This is a genomic window from Ilumatobacter sp. (assembly GCF_046290335.1).
Taxonomy (GTDB): Bacteria; Actinomycetota; Acidimicrobiia; order Acidimicrobiales; family Ilumatobacteraceae; genus Ilumatobacter_A.
Map to the genome: position 1 here is coordinate 20,151 of NZ_JBKAGH010000005.1, position 19,037 is coordinate 39,187.

A 19,037-nucleotide genomic window follows, 5' to 3' on the forward strand; every position below is an offset into this window, starting at 1 on the left:
TACCGTCGGAACCCGTGAGCCCGAACGACCGAACCGATGTCGACATCTCCCAGGTTCGCTTCGTCACCGCTGACGGTGTCGAGATCACCGGGGATCTCGCCGAGCCAGCAACGTGTCGAGCGGCGGCGATCGTGTGCCACCCGCATCCCCAGTACGGCGGCAACCGATACAACAACGTCGTCGAGGCGATCTTCGGCGCGCTGCCGGGGGCCGGCGTCGGCGCCCTCCGGTTCGACTTCCGCCGAGAGTTCGGCGGCGGTATCGACGAGCGACTCGATGCGATCGCTGCGCTCGACCACCTCCACGAGACACATCTCGAACGACCGCTGTTTGCGATCGGCTACTCGTTCGGCGCGATGGTCGCACTGTCGCTCAGCGACGATCGACTCCACGGCAAGGCCCTGGTCGCCCCTCCGTTGGGCGCGATGGACGCAGCGCCGGCGATGGACACGCCGACGCTCGTGCTCAGCCCGGTTGCCGATCAGTTCGCTCCTCCCGATGTGGCGCGTCCGATCGTGGCCGATTGGCCGTCATCGGTGTTCGAGGTCGTCGAGTCGACCGATCACTTCCTCACCGGACGAACAGCGATCGTCGCACAGCGCATCGTCGAGTGGATCGACGACCGACTCGCCGACTGAACGCTGCTGCGCTCGACCGGCCCGGCGTCGATCGCTGCCGATCATCCGGTCAGCCGATCGCCGCTTCGATCTCCTCGCGCACCTCGTCGGTGATCGCGGGGATCACGTCGACGGTCTCGAAGTTCTGCACGACCTGGCTCACCTTGGAGGCGCCGGTGATCACCGACGACACCATCTTGTGCTTGGTCGCCCACGCGAGCGACAACTGCGCCATCGAGCAATCGAGACGCTCGGCGATCGGACGCAGGCGCTCGACCCGTTCGATCGCTTCTTTGTCGGAGAGCCGACCCTGCAACCACTCGTAGCCCGACAGCGCGCCGCGCGAGTCCTCGGGGATGCCGTCGCGGTACTTGCCGGTCAGCAGACCGGAGGCGAGCGGGCTCCAGATCGTGTTGCCGTAGCCGTAGTCCTCGGTGATGCGGGCGTAGCTGCGCTCGACCGCCTTGCGTTCCAGCAGGTTGTACTGGCTCTGCTCGGTGACGGGCTTGTGCCAGCCATGCTTGTCGGCGATCTCGATCGCCGCGCGGATTTCATCCGCGCTCCACTCGCTCGTCCCCCAGTACAGCGCCTTGCCAGCATCGATGATGTCGCTCATCGCCCGGACGGTCTCCTCGATCGGCGTGTTCGGATCGGCGCGGTGGCAGTACAGCACGTCGACGAAGTCGTGCCCGAGACGCTCCAACGAACCGTCGATCGCGTGCATCAGGTATTTGCGGTTCAGCGTGTTGCGCATGTTCGGGACCTCGCCGTGGATGCCCCAGAACACCTTGGTGGTCAGCACGTACGACCAGCGCGGCCACCCGAGCTCGCGGAACGCCCGTCCCATGATCTCCTCGCTCTTGCCGCCGGCGTACGCCTCGGCGTTGTCGAAGAAGTTGCAGCCGGCGTCTCCCGCGGCCGCAATGCACTCGACGGCCGCGTTGTCGTCGATCTGTGTGTCGAAGGTGACCCAACTGCCGAAGCTGAGCACGCTGACGCGCAGACCCGAGTTGCCGAGGCGTCGGTATTCCATCTGGGGATTGATCGTCGGTTGAGCCATGCACTCAACGTAGCGAGTCGATGGCGCCGTGCCCCGGCCGCGCCGGGACACGTATCGAGTTTCAGCCCAGCGCGGCGCGGTCGGCAGCGATCTGGTCCGCCATCGTGGCCAGCACGTCGCCGCGCAGCTTCGCGACCGTCCCGGCGTAGGAGCGACGGTCGAGCCCCGCCATCGCCGATGCACGCTCGATGGCAACGGGCAGCACGTCATCGACCGCAACGACCTCGTCGAGGTAGCCGGCATCGAGGGCACCGTGCGCGCCGGTGATGCGGGCGGTCGGCACAGCGAGTTGCAGGTGCCGACGGCTGAGGCGTTCGACCGCGATGGTCAACGCCCAGTCGGGCAGCACCATGCCGATCGCGACCTCGTTCAGGCCGATCTTGCAGTCGGTGTCGGCACCGATGCGCACGTCACAACCGAGCAGCATCAGGGCGCCGGCTGCCAACGCGTGCCCGGTGCATGCCGCGACCACCGGGATGCCCGAGCCGTACAACTGACGAACCAGGTCGCCGCCATCGGCGACCAGATCGACCATCGCCGCGATGTCGCCACCGCGCATCACCGACAGATCGAAGCCAGCGGAGAACTTGCCCTCTCGCCCGTGGAGCACGACCGCGTGCAGCGACTCGTCTGCTTCGGCCTCCGACACGGCGTCGCTGATCCCTGCGATCATCTCCTTCGACAGGGCGTTCGCCTTGCCGTCGTCGAGGTGGACGACGAGGACGCCGTCGAGTCGATCGGTACGCACACTGGCCATCGCCACACGGTAGATCCCACGGCCCGGTGGCACCCACTTCGTCGACTCGTCCGCCCGCATGCACCGCCGGACGCGACGCGGCGATCAGACGGGACGCACGGTGATGCCGGCTGCGGTCATCACCGCTTTGGCCTCCGCCACCGTGTGCTCACGGAAGTGGAAGATCGACGCTGCGAGGACGGCATCGGCACCGCCATCGACGATGCCGCGCGCCAGGTGATCGAGCGTGCCGACGCCCCCGCTCGCGATCACCGGCACGCTGACGGCATCGGCGACCGCGCTGGTCAGTTCGATGTCGAAGCCTTCACGGGTGCCGTCGCGATCCATCGACGTGAGCAGGATCTCACCGGCGCCGCGGCGAACCGCCTCACGCGCCCAGTCGACGGCGTCGATGCCGGTCGGGGTCCGTCCACCGTGGAGAAAGACCTCCCAGCCCGCTGCTTGCGTCCAGGGAGAACCGTCGTCGGGAGTGCGTCGCTTCGCATCGATCGCACACACGACGCACTGCGCACCGAACTCCCTGGCGATCTCGCTGATGACCTCCGGACGCTGCACCGCGGAGGTGTTGACGCTCACCTTGTCGGCGCCAGCGCGCAACATCGCACGCGCATCCTCGAGCGAGCGGATCCCGCCGCCGACCGTGAACGGGATGTACACCTGCTCCGCGACGTGACGCACCATGTCGATGGTCGTGTCTCGGTTGTCGCTCGACGCGGTGATGTCGAGAAAGACCAGCTCGTCGGCACCCTCAAGGTCATAGCGGGCAGCCAATTCGACCGGATCGCCGGCGTCACGGAGATCGACGAAGTTGATGCCCTTCACCACGCGGCCCTCGGTGACGTCGAGGCACGGGATCACTCGTGCGACCTTCATGACGACCGCTCCCCAGCGGCTCGGCGTGCACTCGCGAGCACCGCCAGGGCGTCGGGCACGGTGAACCGACCTTCGTACAACGCCTTGCCCGTGATGATGCCGGCAAGGCCGTCGATCGCTGCGAGCGCGGTGACGTCGTCGAGCGTGGCGACACCTCCGCTGGCGATCACCGGTGCTCCGGCAGTGGCCGCCGAGCGGGCGAGTCCGTCGAGGTCCGGGCCGGCGAGCATGCCGTCGCGACCGATGTCGGTGATGACGAACACGTCGGCGGTCGGGAACAGTCCGTACGCGGCCTCCAGTTGGAGACCGCTGCCCTGGGTCCAGCCGTGCACGGCGATCTCGCCGTCACGATGATCGAGGCCGACTGCGACGCGCACGACCTGTGACGCCTGCTCGACGAGCGCCGGATCACGAACGGCCGCTGAGCCCATCACCACTCGGGCGACGCCGGCGTCGGCGAGTTGGCGAGCGTCGTCGAGGGTGCGAACGCCACCCCCGGTCTGCACCCGAGCGCGACCGTCGACAGCGGAGGCGATCGCTGCGACGACGGGACGGTTCACCGGGTCTCCCGACTTCGCCGCGTCGAGGTCGACGACGTGGATCCACGGCGACCCGGCATCGGCGAACGCGCTGGCGACAGCGGCCGGGTCGTCACCGTAGACGGTCTCGTCGGCGTAGTCGCCCTGGCGCAGGCGAACCACGTGTCCGCCGCGCAGGTCGATCGCCGGGTAGAGCTCCGGCCATCCATTCGATGTGGTTTCGTTCATCGCGCTCCTCCACAGATCTCGACGAAGTTGGTCAGGAGGCGCAACCCGGGCGTGCTCGACTTCTCCGGGTGGAACTGTGCCGCGAACACGTTGTCGAGCCGGAACGCGGCGTTGATCGTCGACCCGTACTCGACGGTGGCGACGACGACGCTCGGATCGCTCGGCACGCCGTGCAGCGAATGCACGAAGTACAGCCAGGCATCGTGGTCGAGCCCGTGCAGCATGGGGTCGGTCGAGCCGCGACCGACCACGTCGAGCCGGTTCCACTGCATCTGCGGGATCTTGAGGTCAGCGCTCGGCGGAATCCACTCGACCACGCCCGGGATGACATCGAGGCCCGCGCTGTCGGGAGTCTCCTGCGACGAGGTGAACAGCATCTGCATCCCGACGCAGATGCCGAGGAACGGTCGGCCCGACTCGACGGCGTCGAGCGCCGGACCTTCCAAGCCCGTCGAGCGCAACGCATCCATGCACGCCCCGAACGCCCCGACGCCGGGCAGAACGACCCCATCCGCGGCGGCGATCGTGCCCGGGTCACTCGTGAGCACGGCGTCGGCGCCGCAGGTCTCCAGCGACTTCTGAGCCGAGTGCAGGTTGCCGATGCCGTAGTCGATCACGGCGATGCGCGGCCGCGTCATCGTGTGACTCGCGCGTCGACTCCGCTCACAGCACGCCCTTGGTCGACGGCACGCCCGAGGCGTCGTCGATGCGCACCGCGTCGCGCAAGGCGCGTGCGAGACCCTTGAACGTCGCTTCGATGATGTGATGCGTGTTGCGCCCTCGAACCAACTCGACGTGCAACGTGATGTTGGCCGACGTCGCGAACGAGGACACGGCGTGCTCGGCGAGCTGCGGGTCGAACGCGGGGTCACCGAGCGGGAGCGATTCCGGAATCGGGACGTGCCACTCGACGTGCGGACGACCCGACAGGTCGAGCGCGATGTCGACGAGTGCCTCGTCGAGCGGGTAGCGGCCGCTCGCGAATCGCCGCACGCCCGCTTTGTCGCCGAGCGCTTCGGCGAACACCTCCCCCACGGTGATCGCAACGTCCTCGACGGTGTGGTGCGTGTCGATGTGTAAGTCACCGACCGCCTTCACGACGAGGTCGAAACCGCCATGACGGCCGAGTTGATCGAGCATGTGGTCGTAGAACGGGATGCCCGTCGAGATGTCGGTCGCCCCGGTGCCGTCGAGGTCGATCGACACTTCGATCGAGGTTTCCTTGGTCGAGCGGGAGCGTGTGGCGGTGCGGGTCATCGAAACTCTTTCGAGGCGTCAGGCGGTCGGGATGTCGGCGGGTACAGCGGAGTCATTGGCGGCTGCGGTGCCGGAGTCGTTGGTGGTGGCGGGCGCGCTCGCCAGTGTCTCGGCGAGCGCGTCGAGAAACTCGGTGTTCTCCTCGGGCGTGCCGACGGTGACCCGCAAGCAGTTCTCGAGGCGCGGCCAGCTCGAGCAGTCACGAATCAGCACACTGCGGTCGACGAGGCCCTGCCATACGGCTCGCCCGCCGACGGAGTGAGGGCGGAACAGCACGAAGTTGGCGCCGCTGTCGAACACCTCGATCGGCAACGTGCGTAGCGCGGCGGTGATGCGGTTCCGCTCCGAGACCAGGAGATCGACCCGGTCGTTCATCTCGTCCGAGTAGCGCAGCGCCAGACAGCCCGCGATCTGCTTCACGGCGTCGAGGTGGTACGGCAGCACCACCTTGTCGAGCTCTGCGACGAGCCACCGCGGCCCGACGAGATAGCCGAGTCGGGCGCCGGCCATCGACCAGGTCTTGGAGAAGGTGCGGGTCACGACGAGCGGCCGGGTCTCATCGACGAGATCGAGCGCGCTCCACGACGCGAACTGCGCGTACGCTTCGTCGACGACGACGAGTCCGGGAGCGAGCGCGAGCAACTGTTCGACGCGCTCGCGAGGCTCGACGAGGCCGGTCGGGTTGTTCGGAGAGGTGAGGAACACGACGTGGGGCTGCGCCTCGGCCAGGACCCGTTCGACCTCGCTGGGGTCGAGCGTGAAATCGTCGCCGCGGTCGCCTTCGACCACTGCGGCGCCGGTGACCCGGGCGATCTGGGCGTGCATCTGGTACGTCGGCTCGAACGTCACGACGGTACGTCCCGGACCGGCATAGGCGAGCAGGACGGTCTGGAGCACCTCGTTCGATCCGTTGGCGACGAACACCTGGTCGGCGTCGACTCCGTGCAGCGCGGCGATCGCCTGACGCAGCTCGGTGGCCGCTCGATCGGGGTAGCGGTGCCAGTCGACCCGGCTGACCTCGGCGGCGACGGCGTCGCGGAACCCGGCGGGCGGCGGGAACGGCGACTCGTTGGTGTTGAGCCGAACGCGCACGTCGACCTGCGCCGAGTGGTAGCCCTCCAACGCTCGCAGATCGTCACGCACCGGAATCACGATGGGCCAGCGTATCGACGCGGCCCACGCAGCCGGTACGGTGATTTCGATGTCCGCCTCGAACCCGACGACCGAATCGACGGCCCACGAGTTGGCGACGATCGCCGACAACATCGCGCAGTACCGCAGCCGGGTCGCTGCGTTGGCCGATCGCCACGTCGGCGACGACCGAGACGACTTCGTCATGGCGATCCACGAAGCCGAACGTCAACTTCGGAGCGCAGAGCGTGGCCTCATCCGCGCCGTGCGCAGCGCCGGGTGAACCGCTGCGTCGGCGATGAACGCGGCCGGTAGCGCGGCGACGGCCCCTCACGAAGAGAGGCCGTCGCTCGGGCGACGCCGGGCGGCGGATCCCAGCAGTCGCCGATACCAGGTGGCGGGAACCTGGTAAGAGCCCACCCTAACCCACTCACCACCGTCGGCGGGCAGCCAAGACGTTTCGGAACGTCATGACCATTCACGCCGCGCGACCGAGGCCGTTCGAAGCCGCGCCGAGCCGATACCGTGGCGAGATGCGGCGTCTCGAGATCAAGCGCCAGATGGAACGCACCGACATCGCCTCCGTCGGTGAACTCCTCGACGCAGCCGCCCGGGCCGACGGCCGGCGACCGCTGTCCGATCACCTCTACCTCGACCTCGTCGGCGGCGGAACCGACGGGTTCGCTGGGCTCGTCGCCTGGGAGCCCGGCCACGACCACCCGGTCGCCTACGCGCAGATCTCCAAGGGCAACGATGCGCTCGCGTTCGAACTCGTGGTCCACCCGCATCACCGCTACGAGATGGCGACGATCGGGCCCGAGTTGATCGACGCAGCACTCGACGTCGTTCGTGGCGAAGGTGGCGGCAACGTCAACTGGTGGGTGTACGAGCCGACGAGTGCCCACACGACGCTCGCCGACGACGCCGGCATGGTCCAGAGCCGCACCCTGTACCAGATGCGCCGTTCGCTGCCGACCGAGCGGCACGCAACCATCGCGACCCGCTCGTTCGTACCCGGTGACGACGACGAAGCATGGCTGTCGGTGAACAACCGAGCGTTCGCCGATCACGCAGAGCAGGGCGGCTGGACGATGGAGCTGTTCTGTCAACGCCAGCGCGAGCCCTGGTTCGATCCCGACGGCTTCCGCATCCACGAGCGCGATGGACGGGTGGCCGGTTTCTGTTGGACCAAGGTGCACACTCCAGACCCGACCGTCGAGGGGGACAAAGAACTCGGCGAGATCTACGTCATCGCGGTCGACCCCGACTTCCACGGCCTCGGCCTCGGCTCCGAGATGACGCTGTCGGGGCTCGATCACCTCGCAGCAGCCGGTATCGGCACCGGTCTGCTCTACGTCGACGCGAGCAACGAGTCGGCCGTCGCGATGTATCGGCGACTCGGCTTCGAGGTCTACTCGACCAACGCTGCGTTCACCGCTCGAATCGACTGAGCCGGCCGCGCCGGATTCGTTCGCCACCGGTCTCGACGTAGTTCGGAGTGCGCACGCGGGTGCGGGGTTGCCAAGCTCGGGCCATGATGGGGGGATGACTTCCGTCGACACGACGACCGACAGCGCCGAGACGCCCGACGAGCTTCCCCGCTGGAGCGTCGCTGACCTTCACGAGAGTTTCGACTCTCGGTCGTTCCTCGATGCGAAGGAACGCACCGGTGCCGACGTGGATCGCCTCGTCTCGCTGTTCGATCACCACGGCATCCGAAGCGCCGAGCGGCGTGCCGCTGCCGATGTCGACGGCGCCGCTGCCGACGAGGTGATCGCCGAGTACAACCGCGTGATGGCCGAGGTCAGCCTGCTCTGGGCGTACGTGTACGCCACGGTCTCGACCGACTCTCGCGATGCGGCGGCGCAGGCGACGATGAGCGAGCTCGAACCGATGCAGGCGAAGCTGACGCCGCTCCTCGCGCGGCTTGCCGACTGGGTGAGCTCGTTCGAACCCGACTCGCTCACGACGGTCAGCGACGAAGCCGCCGAGCACGCTGGGCCCTTGCAGCGCCTGGCCGATCGGGCAGCCCATCAGATGTCCGAAGCCGAAGAGCACCTGTATGCCGAGCTCGCCTCGACCGGAGGCGGGGCATGGGGGCGACTACAGCGCGAAGTCACCTCGCAGCTGTCCGCCGAGGTCGAGCTCCCGTCGGGCGCACACACGATGCCGATGCCCGCCGTGCGCGGGCTCGCAACCGACTCCGACCCCGCCGTGCGCCGCGCCGCCTACGACACCGAGCGCCGAGCCTGGCCCACCATCGAAGTACCGGTCGCATCGGCGATGAACGCGATCAAGGGCGAGGCCAACGCGATCAACCGGCGTCGACACTGGGAGTCACCACTCGACGCGTCGCTGTTCGCGAACTCGGTCAGCCGCCCGACGTTCGAGGCCATGCAGTCTGCGGTGACGACCTCGCTGCCCGACTTCCGCCGCTGGATGCGCACCAAGGCGCAGCTCCACGGTCACGGCGCCGACGTCGGGCTCCCGTGGTGGGATCTCGTCGCCCCGTCGCCCGTCGCTCCGGGCGAACTCTCGTGGCAGGAGGGCATCGACGTCGTACGCACCGCGTTCGGCGGCTACAGCCCGACCCTCGGCGGGCTCGTCGACCGAGCGATCGACGAGCAGTGGATCGACGCCGCCCCTCGTGACGGCAAGACCGGCGGGGCGTTCTGCATGTCCTTCGTCGACGACCGATCGCTCGTGCTCCTCAACTGGTCGGGTTCCGCCGAATCCGCGCAAACGACAGCGCACGAACTGGGTCACGCCTACCACAACACGACGCTGGCGCATCGCACCTCGCTGCAGCGCCGGCTCCCCATGGCGCTCGCCGAGACGGCCTCGATCTTCTGCGAGACACTGGTCGTCGAAGCTGGCCTCGCCCGACTCGCGGGCGACGAACACCGAGCCGAGCGACTGGCCCTACTCGACGTCGACCTCCAGGGCACCAACCAGGTCGTGGTCGACATCCGGTCACGCTTCACGTTCGAGACCGAAGTCTTCGCACGCCGTCAGCGCCGCACGCTCAGCGCCGCCGAATTGTCCGAGATGATGAACGAGGCCCAGGCCGACGCATACGGCGACGGCATCGACCAGGCGACCGCTCACCCGTACATGTGGTTGCTCAAGCCGCACTACTACAGCTCGCACTTCTACAACTGGCCGTACACCTACGGGCTGCTGTTCGGCCTCGGGTTGTTCGCGAAGTACCAGGAGGACCCCGAGCGGTTCCGCGAGGGCTACGACACGTTGCTCTCGCGCGCCGGGATGGACACGGCCGAAGAGCTCGGCGCCGCCTTCGGGTTCGACGTGACCGACGAGGCGTTCTGGACCGCATCGCTCGACGTCGTACGCGGCCGCATCGACGACTACGTCGACCTCGCGTCGACGTTCTGAACGGCCCCACACTCCCATGTCCACCACGCTCTACGACCTCGACCGAGTCGCATTCGGTTCTCTGCTCGACAGCGAGCCTCGCTATCGGCTCGACCAACTCTGGGACGGCCTCTACGCGCAGCTCGCGGACCCCGCCGACATCACCAACCTGCCGAAGTCACTACGCGGCCGACTTGCCGCCGAACTGCCCACCGCATTGACGAAGGTGACCGAATCGGTCAGCGACAAAGGCGACACGATCAAGTTTCTGTGGGAACTCGACGGTGGAAGCCGTGTCGAGACCGTGCTGATGTTGTATCCCGACCGCGCCACCGTCTGCGTGAGCAGTCAAGCCGGTTGCGCGATGGCGTGCGGCTTCTGCGCCACCGGGCAGGCTGGCTTCACTCGGCACCTCACCGTCGGCGAGATCGTCGAACAAGTCGTCCGCGCCGCGCAGCGCGCTCGCGACACCGGACGACGCGTGAGCAACATCGTGTTCATGGGCATGGGCGAACCGATGGCGAACCTCGATCGGGTCTGGGCGGCGACCGAGCGCATCCACGGCGACATCGGCCTCTCGGCCCGCCACATCACGATCTCCACCGTCGGGCTGGTTCCTGGCATCCGGGCACTGCGCGATCTTCCACTTCCCGTGAACCTCGCCGTGTCGTTGCACGCCGCCAACGACACGTTGCGCAACGAACTCGTGCCGATCAACAAGCGCTACCCGATCGACGATCTGCTCGACGCGTGCGCCGACTATCTCGACGTCAAGAACCGCCGGGTCAGCTTCGAGTGGGCGATGATCGACGGGGTCAACGACCGTCGGTCCGACGCCGACGAACTCGCCGAGTTGTGCCGCAAGCTGCGGCCGAGCGCTCACGTCAACCTGATCCCGCTGAATCCGACGCCGGGCTACCCGACTCGCGGGACCCCGCTGAAGCGCGTGTACGAGTTTCGTGACCGCCTCGAAGAACTCGGAGCGAACGCCACCGTTCGCCAGAACCGTGGCACCGACATCGACGCGGCGTGCGGACAGCTCGCTGCTGGCCAACCGGTCACGCTCTCACCCAAAGAGCGCTGACGGCACGGCGCCGCCACCGCACCGCGTCGTGACCGTCGTCAGATCGCGTCGAGGTACTTCGGATTCGCCACGCGCAATTTGTCCTCGACCGCTGCGCGAAGGAGCGCGCGAACCTCGTCGAGTCGGTCGTCGAGATCGCCAGCGCGGATCGCTGTAGCCAACGCCGCGTCGTCGGCCATCTCGAGGACCGCAAGACGATCCCCGTGCGCCACGGCCTGGGACGGCCCGAGCTCGAGTTCGCGCTCGACCATCGCCAGCATGTTGACCGCGACGCGCGTGTGGAATCGCAGTCGCCCGTCGGTTGCCGCGGCGACGTCACGCTCCAGCCACTCGCGGACCGCTTCGACGAGCTGTGCGGCGCTCGGAACGTCGTGTGGGTTCACCGGCGCGCTCACCAGCGTCCCTCCAACGCGAGGAACAAGTCGTGTTCGTTCTCACAGACACGTCGACCGATCGCCGCGAGTTCGTGGCTGCGCACCGCACCGTTCAGGTGCGCCGACGCTTGCAGAATGCACATGATTCCCCATTTCCAGGTGCCGAGCACCTCCCACCATCGCACCACGTCCGGATCGACCCGGCGCCCACCGGCTGCTTCGTAGGCGGCGAACAACTCCTCGTACTCGCCCAGTCCGGCGACCGGCGGCCGCTGACCGAATCGCCACGCCTTGACGCACAACCAGCCGAGATCTTCCATCGGGTCGCCGAGGTGCGCCAGTTCCCAATCGATCACCGCACGGAGGCCGTCGTGCCCGACGATCACGTTGCCCAGGCGAAAGTCGCCGTGCACGACGCGCTGGTCGACCGTGGCAGGGCGATGGTCGATCAGCCACCGTCGCACGAGTTCGAGCACCGGATGCGGCTGGCCGAGATCGTCGAGCACGTCGGTGTAGAACGAGATCTGATCGACCGGCTCGAGACCGGTCGCCTCGGCCGGGTCGAGCGCATGGATCCGTGCGAGCGCTGCGCCGAGTTGCCCCACCACGACGGTACGAGCGTCGGTGTACTCCTCGTCACGCTGGATCTTTCGGGCGATCGTCTCGCCCTCGATCGCCTCGAGCACCATGAAAGCCGATCCGTCATCGCGGCGTTCGGCGTGCAGGAGTTCGGCCACCGGCACACCGCCGCCGCCAGCGAGGCGAACGACCGCTGCTTCGTTGAGCATGTCGCGTTGATCGCCCGGACGTTGCAGCTGCGCGACCCTCGCCCGTCCGTCGGCCTCGAAGCGCCAGGTCTCGCGAGACGCACCGCCGGAAAGTCGGGTCAGTCGCTCGACGCGCTCGACACCGAGCCTCGCCGCGAGAAGTGTGGCCAGATCATCCATCTCCTCGATCGTCGCAGATCAGCAGCCGGCAGCCCGCACCGTCGGCGTCGGGTTGACCGCCTGCCCCCCGCCGGGGTGGACCTGAAAGTGCAAGTGTGGCGTCGAGTAGATCGCATTGCCGGTGTCGCCGTTGTAGCCGATGAGCTCACCTTGCGCGACCCGACGGCTCGCTCCCTCGTAGCGGTCGAGGTGGGCGTAGTAGTACCGGTTGCCGTTGTCGCCGACCAGCGACACGGCGTTACCACCGAGGCGGTTGAACTTGAACGTGGCGAACCCGCTCGTGACGGCGAAGATCGGCACACCACGCGGTGCGATCATGTCGACGCCCTGGTGACGGCGCCCACCCGACCGTGGCGCGCCCCAGGTATCGCCGTAAGCGGAGCCGGGCATCGGACACACGATGTTGTCGATGTAGCCGGCTCCGGTCGAGATCCCGCCGGGGTTGCTGCCACCGCCACCACCACCGGTACGACCGCCGCTCGTGCCGCCTGACCCGCCGGAGTTCTCGGGCAACGTCGACACGGGTGGCTCGGTCGTGGCGGGCGTCGTATCGGCAGGCGCATCACTCGATTCGCCGTCCGCTGACGCGTCCGATGCATCGCCGGCAGGTTCATCACCGACCGCTTGCGTGGCGACCGCATCGCCGTCGGCTGGCGCAGTGGTCGACGGGGGCACCGTCGTCTCGGGCACGACGATGCCCGGATTCGGCTGAGCGCGCGCTGCCGCTTCGGCCTCGAGCCGGGCGACCTCTTCCAACCGAGCGCGCTCTTTCTGGAGTTGTGCGTCGAGCGCCTTCTGGACGGCTTCGTCCTGCAGCCGCTCCTCTTCGATCGCACGCAACCGAACGACTTCCTCATTCGCGGCGTCTCGCAACGCCGCATGCTGCGCCCGTTGGTCCTCGACCTGCCGGCGCCGTTCGGCCACGTCGTCTTGCGTGTCACGCAACGCGCTCTCCGCGGCGTCGAACTGGTCGATCACGTCGGCGCCGGTGTTGGTCAACACGTCGACATAGACCTTGGCCTGAATCTGATCCTGCGGATCGGTCACGTTGGTGAGGAGCGGGATCCCTGCGGTCCCGCTGCTGACGTAACGCGCCAGTGCAACCGCCTCGACCTCGGACCGGAGGCTGTCGACCTCGGCTTGCAGGATCGTCTCCTGCCGCTCGAGCGCGATCAACTCGTCTTCGAGCACCTGCAGCGTCGACTCGGCCTTGAAGTACTCGTCAGCGGCATCGTTCGCTCGATCGCGAGCTTCTTGGATCTCGCGAGCGGCCTGCTCGGCCGGGGTCTCGCTCTGTGCCATGGCGACCGACGATGCGGCTCCCCCAGCCAAGACCGCAGCCAGGGCGAGAGCGAGCACCCGGCGCCGCGAACTCGACCGCCGCGACGACACGTGGGCGCGCTGAGTAAGGCGATCTGGCAGCTCGGCGCGCATCACGCCGATCGTATCCCTCGTTGCAGTTTCGTTACGGGCATGCTGCATCGGTTTCTGTATCGGCACGATGTCGGCTGTGCCTGAGCAGCTCCGCAGCGATTCCGCCGCCTCGTTCGAGCCCGTCGCGGCGCTCGAGGTGTCCGACATCGTCGTGCGACGCGATGGCCGCACGCTCGTCGACGGCATCACGCTGCGCGTCGGGCACGACGAGCGATGGGTGATCCTCGGCCCCAATGGCTCGGGCAAGACCACGCTGATGCGCATCATGGCGATGTACGACCATCCGACCAGCGGCACCGTCGAGGTGCTCGGACGTCGACTCGGCCACACCGACGTCCGCGAACTCCGTCGGCATGTCGGCTATGCGTCGGCTGCGTTGGCCGATCAGTTGCGTCGAGATCTCCCGGCCCACGACGTCGTGCGCACCGCGAGGTACGCCGCGCTCGAACCGTGGTGGCATCGCTACAGCGCCGCCGACGACGAGCAGGCCGACCGGTGTCTGGAGCTCATGCACGTCGGTCACCTGCGCGATCGTCAGTTCGAGACGTTGTCCTCCGGTGAACAACAGCGAGTCCTCCTCGCCCGGACGCTGATGAACGATCCGGCGGTCGTGCTGCTCGACGAGCCCTCGGCACGACTCGACCTCGGCGGCCGCGAGGAACTGGTGGCCACTCTTGCCGACCTGGCGACCGACGACGCCGCTCCCCCGTTCGTGATGGTCACCCACCACGTCGATGAGGTGCCGCCGGGTGTCACCCATGTCGGGCTCCTCCGAGACGGACGGATCCACGCGGCAGGCCCGATCGAGTCGACGCTCACCGCTGCGGCGCTCAGCGAATGCTTCGGGCTCGGTCTTCGACTCGATCGACGCACCGACGGCCGCTACTCGGCATGGGCGCCGCGCTGACCGCACGCCGCCACTCGACACCTCGCCCTGCTACCGCCCGACTCCGCAGGCCGCCTCGCTCAGCGGGCCGTCGACACGATGTCGAGCAACGCGGCGCTCCCGGCGGCGACCTGATCATCGAGCACTCGCTCCAGCACGGCACCCGTCCACAAGCCGCCGCCGTAGCGCAGCGTCATCGTCAGCTCGGTCGTGCTGGACTCGCCGTCCGGCTGCAGATCGGCTCGCAGCGTCCACGGCGCATGTTCGCGCCCGTCGGCTTCGGCCCGCTCGAACACCGCACACGTCGGCCGCACATGGTCGGTACGCGCCATACGAAGCCGCTTCGAACGTGCGAAGGGTCCGACGCGCGCTCGAAGCTCGACGTCCCAGACACCGACGTCGACCGGTTCGACCTGGTGGACGAGTCGCATCCACGTCGGGTACACCGCAAGGTCCTCGACGTACGGGTAGAGCGCGTCCGCGCTGCACGGTGCGACCAGGGTTCGAACGATCTCCATCAGCGGACGCTTCGAGTCAACGTCGACGCTCACTTCCGCGGAAGGCGCGTGCCAGCAACGGGCTTCGCGCCGACAGCAGGCCGTCGAGGTCGTCGGCCGAATCGAAGTCGGGTCGCCATGAAGTCGGCTGGCCGCCGCCGGCCGCCCCCGTTCGGCTCTCGTCGGCGGCGCCAGGGTCCGGGCCAACGGGCACGTCTGGCGCTGCGTCACGACGATCGCGAACCTCGTCATCATCGGAGTCGGCCAAGGGACTCGGTTCGACAGGCTCGACAGGCTCGGTGATCTCGGTGATCTCGACGGCGGCGAGGCTGAGCTGTTCGACGCCGGTCGGCGTGTCGTCACGATGCGAGCGACGCGCACGCGGCTTGGGCGCCCGCTTGATCGGCGGCGGTCGGAACAGATGCAGGTCCGGGTCACGGAGATCGTTCAGCGTCCAGTTGCGTGGAACGACCATGGAATCGGCGTGCATGCTGCACAGACGTCCACCCTCGTCCTCTTGGCCCGGACGGACGACGTCGAGCCAGAACACGAGGTCTTCGGGCTGCATGCCGTAGGCGACGGCGGCAACCTCGGAGCATCCCGGTCGCTCGCACAGTCTCGCCATCGACGACGACTGTACCCTCCGCACCGCTCCGGCGACGGTTCGCGGAACCGGGAACAGGCGACGCGGTGCGAGCCGCGCGGTCCGACGTGAGCAGCGCAGTCCGACGTGAGCCGAGCGGTCAGTGATGAGCATCGCATCGTCGCTCGCTGAGTATCGCGGTGAGTAGTGGCGGTCGCCGATTGAGCAACGCTCGATTGACGGTGGGTCTTTACGTTGGACTCCGTGGCACCCCAACCCGTCGCCCTCGACTCCGCAATCGCCTTCGAGCCGCTCCCCACGCGCCGCGCTCGCTGCGCAGACGGCGCCGGCACGCTCGCGCCGCTGTTCTTCTCCGACGACGACGTCGACATCGCCCGCGCCAAGGCGGTCTGTCGGAGTTGCTCACTGCGGGTGCAGTGTCTCGCCGCTGCGCTCGAGCGCAAAGAGGCCTACGGCGTGTGGGGCGGGACGCTCCTCATCGACGGCGAACCGACTCGCTTCGCCCGCCGTCGGGGTCGCCCCGCCCGCGATCGCGTGGAGATCGCCGAGGACGAGGTCCCCATTCCCGCGCACCTGGTCGCCTGAGCCGCCCGGCGCTGGTGTCGGCCGACACGCCTCGTCCGCCAACTCACGCTGCGCTCAGAAGTCGACGGTGGAGGTGTGCCGCGTTGCTCGACACGGATAGAGTCCTCGCCGCCGGGCGCATAGCTCAGTTGGTTAGAGCGCTGCCTTCACACGGCAGAGGTCGGGGGTTCGAATCCCTCTGCGCCCACCCGGCCGTTCCTCCTGCCGTCTTCCTCAGGCGGTTCATCCTCTGGCCGTCATCGGTTGTCATCGGTTGTCATCGGTTGTCATCGGTTGTCATCACGGTGTGTCACTCGGTTGTCATCACGGTGTGTCACTCGGTTGTCATCGGTTGTCATCACGGTGTGTCACTCGGTGGGAGCCACGGTCGGCATCGTCTCGATGCACGCCACGCCCATGCCCTGACGGTCGCGGTGCGCTGCGTAGGCATTGGCGCACACTCGATCGAAGCCGATGAACTGGCGCACCACGAGATCACCGTTTCCGGTGCAGCGCACTTCGCGGGCGTCGTTGTTCGCGAGGATCTCGACGCAGTCGCCATTGCGCAAGATGCCGTCCGGAGCGGCTGGATCTCCCGGCGTGGAGAACTGTGCCAGCACGAAGATCGCCATGATCGCGAGCAGGCTGCAGATCGACAACACCCGCCACGGGATACGCGGAGGTCCGTCGGGATGCTGATACCGCCATTCCTGCATCGCCTCGTCGCCGGGCAGATCGGGCCGAAAACCCGACGTTGACGCGGGTTCGGCCGTCGTCGTGGTCGTCGAAGCGTGTCCAGCCCCTCGGAGCGTGGCGTCGTACACCGCCCGGCGACCAGGGTCCGACAGCACCCGATACGCCTCGTTGATCGCGGACATCTTGTCGCTGCCAGCGGCCGAGCCGGCGACGCGATCGGGGTGGTACTCACGAGCGAGTCGCCGGTAGGCCTCTCGAATGGAGTCGGCCGACGCACTCGATTCGAGACCCAACACGTGATAGTGGGTTCTGGTCGTCACCGAGTCCCACGATAAGGACCGGAGCGATCGGATACCACTCGTCCGCGCATCGGATCAGCATCGAGCACGCCGGGTCAGCCGACGATCGACCGCAACATCAGCTTGCTTTCGGTGCGCGCCACCGCTCGGTCGGCACGAACCCACCGGACGAACGCGTCCAAGCCCTCGGCGCCGGCGCACTCTGCCACGATCGAGTAGTCGGCCGAGCCGGTGACATAGGCAGCGAGCACGACCTCGTCGCGCTCCACCAATCGCTGTTCGAATCCGTCGGCTTCGTCGCCGGGAATCAGGCTCACGTCGATGACGGCTCGCACCGTTCGCCCGAGCGCCGACGGGTCGACCCGAGCGGCGTAGCCGACGATGACCCCTCGCTCCTCGAGGCGGCGCACCCGATCGGCGACCGAACTCGGAGCAAGATGCACACGATCGGCGAGCTCCCGCCAGCTGATTCGACCGTCTCGACGAAGAACTCCGATGATTCGGGCGTCGACAGGATCGAGTGCCGTTGTTTCCACGGCAAAAGCCTAGCAATCGTCGTGACTTCCCCAGGACCGAAGGCACGCCGTCGTGCAAGATGGCGTCCATGTCGAGCGACAGCCACGTCAACCAGCCCGCCATTCGTACCGTCGGCGTGCCGCGGGAGATCAAGAACTCCGAACATCGCGTGGCGATGACCCCTGACGGCGTGCGCGAACTCGAACGCGCCGGGATCGAGGTCGTCGTCGAAACCGGGGCTGGCGAAGGCGCGTCCATCACCGACGACGCGTACATCGCGGCCGGAGCCCGGATCGCCCCGACCGCCGCCGACGCATGGGCGCAAGAGATGGTGGTGAAGGTCAAAGAGCCGAAGGCGGAGGAATTCGGGTTCCTGCGCAACGATCTGACGTTGTTCACCTATCTGCATCTGGCCGCGTACCCCGCGGTGGCCGATGCGCTCCTCGCTGCTGGCACCACCGGCGTCGCGTACGAGACGGTGCAGTTGTCCGACGGCTCCCTGCCGTTGCTCGCGCCGATGAGCGAAGTCGCCGGCCGCCTCGCTCCACAGATGGGCGCGCGCTTCCTCGAACGACATGCCGGTGGACGCGGCGTGTTGATGGGCGGCGTTCCCGGGGTCAGCCCGGCCAAGGTGGTCGTGCTCGGGGCGGGCAACGTCGGCTGGAGTTCGGCCGTCATCGCTGCCGGCATGGAAGCCGAGGTCACGGTGCTCGACAAGAACCTGGAGCGACTGCGCTACGTCGATCAGATCCACAAGGGTCGCATCTCGACGCTGGCGTCGAATCAGGGCTCCGTGGAACGATCGGTGATGGATGCCGATCTCGTCATCGGCGCCGTGCTCGTCGCGGGAGGGCGCGCTCCGGTCGTCGTGAGCGAGGCGCTCGTCGCGCAGATGAAGCCCGGTGCGGTCATCGTCGACGTCGCTGTCGACCAGGGCGGATGCATCGCGACCACTCGCGAGACAACGCACGACGACCCGGTGTACGAGTTGCACGGCATCGTGCACTACGCGGTCGGCAACATGCCTGGAGCGGTGCCGCACACCAGCACCTACGCACTGACGAACGCGACGCTGCCGTTCCAACTCGACGTCGCCGTGCACGGCGCCCTCGGCGCTGCCCGCCGCAATCCGGCTCTCGCTCACGGCATCAACACGCTCGGCGGACACTTCGCCAACGAGATCGTGGCTGCGTCGCTCGGCGCCTCCGGCGTCGACCCACTCGCCTGATCCCACCCCAACGAGGCGTAACGGTTTGTGTCAGACACAAACCGATACGCCCAGGCAGCGTAGGATCGGGC

Annotated in this window: 22 protein-coding genes and 1 tRNA gene; 9 read left to right on the forward strand and 14 right to left on the reverse strand. The window is 67.7% G+C overall.

Translation table 11 applies throughout. From position 1 onward, the window contains the following. Positions 1-14 precede the first annotated feature (14 nt). On the forward strand, positions 15-638 hold the full coding sequence (locus ACE37B_RS17945; protein WP_409924711.1) for an alpha/beta hydrolase: 624 nt from the start codon (positions 15-17) through the stop codon (positions 636-638). A 49-nt stretch (positions 639-687) separates the two neighbouring features. On the opposite strand, the gene ACE37B_RS17950 is transcribed toward ACE37B_RS17945, so the two are convergent. The 7 genes from ACE37B_RS17950 to hisC all read right to left on the reverse strand — a co-directional run bounded on the left by ACE37B_RS17950 (position 688) and on the right by hisC (position 6,483). Next, positions 688-1,650: a potassium channel beta subunit family protein gene (locus ACE37B_RS17950; protein WP_409924973.1), complete on the reverse strand. Its 963-nt coding sequence runs from the start codon at positions 1,648-1,650 to the stop codon at positions 688-690. An 88-nt stretch (positions 1,651-1,738) separates the two neighbouring features. After that, the gene (locus ACE37B_RS17955; RefSeq protein ID WP_409924712.1) at positions 1,739-2,434 is read right to left on the reverse strand and encodes a crotonase/enoyl-CoA hydratase family protein; all 696 of its coding nucleotides are present in this window, start codon (positions 2,432-2,434) and stop codon (positions 1,739-1,741) included. 84 nt (positions 2,435-2,518) lie between these two features. Continuing rightward, positions 2,519-3,307 (reverse strand): imidazole glycerol phosphate synthase subunit HisF, encoded by a 789-nt coding sequence (hisF, locus tag ACE37B_RS17960; protein ID WP_409924713.1) that lies wholly within the window; start codon positions 3,305-3,307, stop codon positions 2,519-2,521. Beyond that, positions 3,304-4,074 carry a HisA/HisF-related TIM barrel protein gene (locus tag ACE37B_RS17965; protein WP_409924714.1) on the reverse strand — a complete coding sequence of 257 codons (771 nt, stop codon included), beginning with the start codon at positions 4,072-4,074 and terminating at the stop codon, positions 3,304-3,306. Before ACE37B_RS17965 ends, hisF begins: the two co-directional genes overlap by 4 nt. Continuing rightward, on the reverse strand, positions 4,071-4,712 hold the full coding sequence (gene hisH, locus ACE37B_RS17970) for an imidazole glycerol phosphate synthase subunit HisH (RefSeq protein WP_409924715.1): 642 nt from the start codon (positions 4,710-4,712) through the stop codon (positions 4,071-4,073). The genes ACE37B_RS17965 and hisH overlap by 4 nt, the downstream gene beginning before the upstream one ends. 25 nt (positions 4,713-4,737) lie before the next feature. Next, positions 4,738-5,331: an imidazoleglycerol-phosphate dehydratase HisB gene (hisB, locus tag ACE37B_RS17975; RefSeq protein ID WP_409924716.1), complete on the reverse strand. Its 594-nt coding sequence runs from the start codon at positions 5,329-5,331 to the stop codon at positions 4,738-4,740. 18 nt (positions 5,332-5,349) lie between these two features. Then, positions 5,350-6,483 carry a histidinol-phosphate transaminase gene (hisC, locus tag ACE37B_RS17980; RefSeq protein ID WP_409924717.1) on the reverse strand — a complete coding sequence of 378 codons (1,134 nt, stop codon included), beginning with the start codon at positions 6,481-6,483 and terminating at the stop codon, positions 5,350-5,352. A 49-nt stretch (positions 6,484-6,532) separates the two neighbouring features. Between hisC and ACE37B_RS17985 the strand changes: the two genes are divergently transcribed. From ACE37B_RS17985 to rlmN, 4 genes are all read left to right on the forward strand, one after another. Continuing rightward, positions 6,533-6,745, forward strand: a complete 213-nt coding sequence (locus ACE37B_RS17985) for a hypothetical protein (RefSeq protein ID WP_409924718.1) — start codon at positions 6,533-6,535, stop codon at positions 6,743-6,745. A 250-nt stretch (positions 6,746-6,995) separates the two neighbouring features. After that, entirely contained in the window at positions 6,996-7,913 is a 918-nt protein-coding gene (gene mshD, locus ACE37B_RS17990) for a mycothiol synthase (protein ID WP_409924719.1), read from the forward strand. Between the two features lie 94 nt (positions 7,914-8,007). Beyond that, positions 8,008-9,858, forward strand: a complete 1,851-nt coding sequence (locus ACE37B_RS17995) for a M3 family oligoendopeptidase (protein WP_409924720.1) — start codon at positions 8,008-8,010, stop codon at positions 9,856-9,858. Between the two features lie 16 nt (positions 9,859-9,874). After that, on the forward strand, positions 9,875-10,921 hold the full coding sequence (gene rlmN / locus ACE37B_RS18000) for a 23S rRNA (adenine(2503)-C(2))-methyltransferase RlmN (RefSeq protein ID WP_409924721.1): 1,047 nt from the start codon (positions 9,875-9,877) through the stop codon (positions 10,919-10,921). A gap of 38 nt (positions 10,922-10,959) precedes the next feature. On the opposite strand, the gene ACE37B_RS18005 is transcribed toward rlmN, so the two are convergent. Genes ACE37B_RS18005 through ACE37B_RS18015 form a run of 3 tightly spaced genes read right to left on the reverse strand, consistent with a single transcriptional unit; the run spans position 10,960 to position 13,544 of the window. After that, positions 10,960-11,316, reverse strand: coding sequence for a DUF6285 domain-containing protein (locus ACE37B_RS18005; RefSeq protein ID WP_409924722.1), 357 nt, complete (start codon positions 11,314-11,316; stop codon positions 10,960-10,962). Beyond that, positions 11,313-12,242: a phosphotransferase family protein gene (locus ACE37B_RS18010; protein ID WP_409924723.1), complete on the reverse strand. Its 930-nt coding sequence runs from the start codon at positions 12,240-12,242 to the stop codon at positions 11,313-11,315. The genes ACE37B_RS18005 and ACE37B_RS18010 overlap by 4 nt, the downstream gene beginning before the upstream one ends. 18 nt (positions 12,243-12,260) lie before the next feature. After that, on the reverse strand, positions 12,261-13,544 hold the full coding sequence (locus tag ACE37B_RS18015) for a peptidoglycan DD-metalloendopeptidase family protein (RefSeq protein ID WP_409924724.1): 1,284 nt from the start codon (positions 13,542-13,544) through the stop codon (positions 12,261-12,263). A 199-nt stretch (positions 13,545-13,743) separates the two neighbouring features. Here ACE37B_RS18015 and ACE37B_RS18020 point away from each other — a divergent pair, with 199 nt between their 5' ends. Next, a complete protein-coding gene (locus ACE37B_RS18020) occupies positions 13,744-14,583 on the forward strand; it encodes an ABC transporter ATP-binding protein (protein WP_409924725.1) in 840 nt (279 codons plus the stop codon). A gap of 59 nt (positions 14,584-14,642) precedes the next feature. On the opposite strand, the gene ACE37B_RS18025 is transcribed toward ACE37B_RS18020, so the two are convergent. Together ACE37B_RS18025 and ACE37B_RS18030 are read right to left on the reverse strand one after the other, a co-directional pair. Beyond that, positions 14,643-15,080 carry an SRPBCC family protein gene (locus ACE37B_RS18025; protein ID WP_409924726.1) on the reverse strand — a complete coding sequence of 146 codons (438 nt, stop codon included), beginning with the start codon at positions 15,078-15,080 and terminating at the stop codon, positions 14,643-14,645. Between the two features lie 16 nt (positions 15,081-15,096). Continuing rightward, a complete protein-coding gene (locus ACE37B_RS18030) occupies positions 15,097-15,684 on the reverse strand; it encodes a hypothetical protein (RefSeq protein ID WP_409924727.1) in 588 nt (195 codons plus the stop codon). 222 nt (positions 15,685-15,906) lie between these two features. Between ACE37B_RS18030 and ACE37B_RS18035 the strand changes: the two genes are divergently transcribed. After that, positions 15,907-16,248 carry a WhiB family transcriptional regulator gene (locus tag ACE37B_RS18035; protein WP_409924728.1) on the forward strand — a complete coding sequence of 114 codons (342 nt, stop codon included), beginning with the start codon at positions 15,907-15,909 and terminating at the stop codon, positions 16,246-16,248. A gap of 113 nt (positions 16,249-16,361) precedes the next feature. Continuing rightward, positions 16,362-16,435 (forward strand) — tRNA-Val (locus ACE37B_RS18040). 160 nt (positions 16,436-16,595) lie between these two features. Here the strand turns inward: ACE37B_RS18040 and ACE37B_RS18045 are convergent. Together ACE37B_RS18045 and ACE37B_RS18050 are read right to left on the reverse strand one after the other, a co-directional pair. Then, the gene (locus tag ACE37B_RS18045) at positions 16,596-17,243 is read right to left on the reverse strand and encodes a J domain-containing protein (RefSeq protein WP_409924729.1); all 648 of its coding nucleotides are present in this window, start codon (positions 17,241-17,243) and stop codon (positions 16,596-16,598) included. 74 nt (positions 17,244-17,317) lie between these two features. Further along, positions 17,318-17,758: an Lrp/AsnC family transcriptional regulator gene (locus tag ACE37B_RS18050; RefSeq protein ID WP_409924730.1), complete on the reverse strand. Its 441-nt coding sequence runs from the start codon at positions 17,756-17,758 to the stop codon at positions 17,318-17,320. A gap of 59 nt (positions 17,759-17,817) precedes the next feature. Between ACE37B_RS18050 and ald the strand changes: the two genes are divergently transcribed. Next, entirely contained in the window at positions 17,818-18,966 is a 1,149-nt protein-coding gene (ald, locus tag ACE37B_RS18055; RefSeq protein ID WP_409924731.1) for an alanine dehydrogenase, read from the forward strand. The last annotated feature ends 71 nt before the right edge of the window (positions 18,967-19,037 follow it).

Bases quoted from the DNA above. Each gene is read 5' to 3' on its own strand.
- ACE37B_RS17950 (WP_409924973.1), bottom strand. From the start codon at position 1,650: ATGGAATACCGACGCCTCGGCAACTCGGGTCTGCGCGTCAGCGTGCTC.
- ACE37B_RS17955 (WP_409924712.1), bottom strand. From the start codon at position 2,434: ATGGCCAGTGTGCGTACCGATCGACTCGACGGCGTCCTCGTCGTCCAC.
- ACE37B_RS18025 (WP_409924726.1), bottom strand. From the start codon at position 15,080: ATGGAGATCGTTCGAACCCTGGTCGCACCGTGCAGCGCGGACGCGCTC.
- rlmN (WP_409924721.1), top strand. From the start codon at position 9,875: ATGTCCACCACGCTCTACGACCTCGACCGAGTCGCATTCGGTTCTCTG.
- mshD (WP_409924719.1), top strand. From the start codon at position 6,996: ATGCGGCGTCTCGAGATCAAGCGCCAGATGGAACGCACCGACATCGCC.
- ACE37B_RS18015 (WP_409924724.1), bottom strand. From the start codon at position 13,544: ATGGCACAGAGCGAGACCCCGGCCGAGCAGGCCGCTCGCGAGATCCAA.
- ACE37B_RS17995 (WP_409924720.1), top strand. From the start codon at position 8,008: ATGACTTCCGTCGACACGACGACCGACAGCGCCGAGACGCCCGACGAG.
- hisH (WP_409924715.1), bottom strand. From the start codon at position 4,712: ATGACGCGGCCGCGCATCGCCGTGATCGACTACGGCATCGGCAACCTG.
- ACE37B_RS18010 (WP_409924723.1), bottom strand. From the start codon at position 12,242: ATGGATGATCTGGCCACACTTCTCGCGGCGAGGCTCGGTGTCGAGCGC.
- ACE37B_RS18030 (WP_409924727.1), bottom strand. From the start codon at position 15,684: ATGGCGAGACTGTGCGAGCGACCGGGATGCTCCGAGGTTGCCGCCGTC.
- hisB (WP_409924716.1), bottom strand. From the start codon at position 5,331: ATGACCCGCACCGCCACACGCTCCCGCTCGACCAAGGAAACCTCGATC.
- ACE37B_RS17985 (WP_409924718.1), top strand. From the start codon at position 6,533: ATGTCCGCCTCGAACCCGACGACCGAATCGACGGCCCACGAGTTGGCG.
- hisF (WP_409924713.1), bottom strand. From the start codon at position 3,307: ATGAAGGTCGCACGAGTGATCCCGTGCCTCGACGTCACCGAGGGCCGC.
- ACE37B_RS17965 (WP_409924714.1), bottom strand. From the start codon at position 4,074: ATGAACGAAACCACATCGAATGGATGGCCGGAGCTCTACCCGGCGATC.
- ACE37B_RS18020 (WP_409924725.1), top strand. From the start codon at position 13,744: ATGTCGGCTGTGCCTGAGCAGCTCCGCAGCGATTCCGCCGCCTCGTTC.
- ald (WP_409924731.1), top strand. From the start codon at position 17,818: ATGGCGTCCATGTCGAGCGACAGCCACGTCAACCAGCCCGCCATTCGT.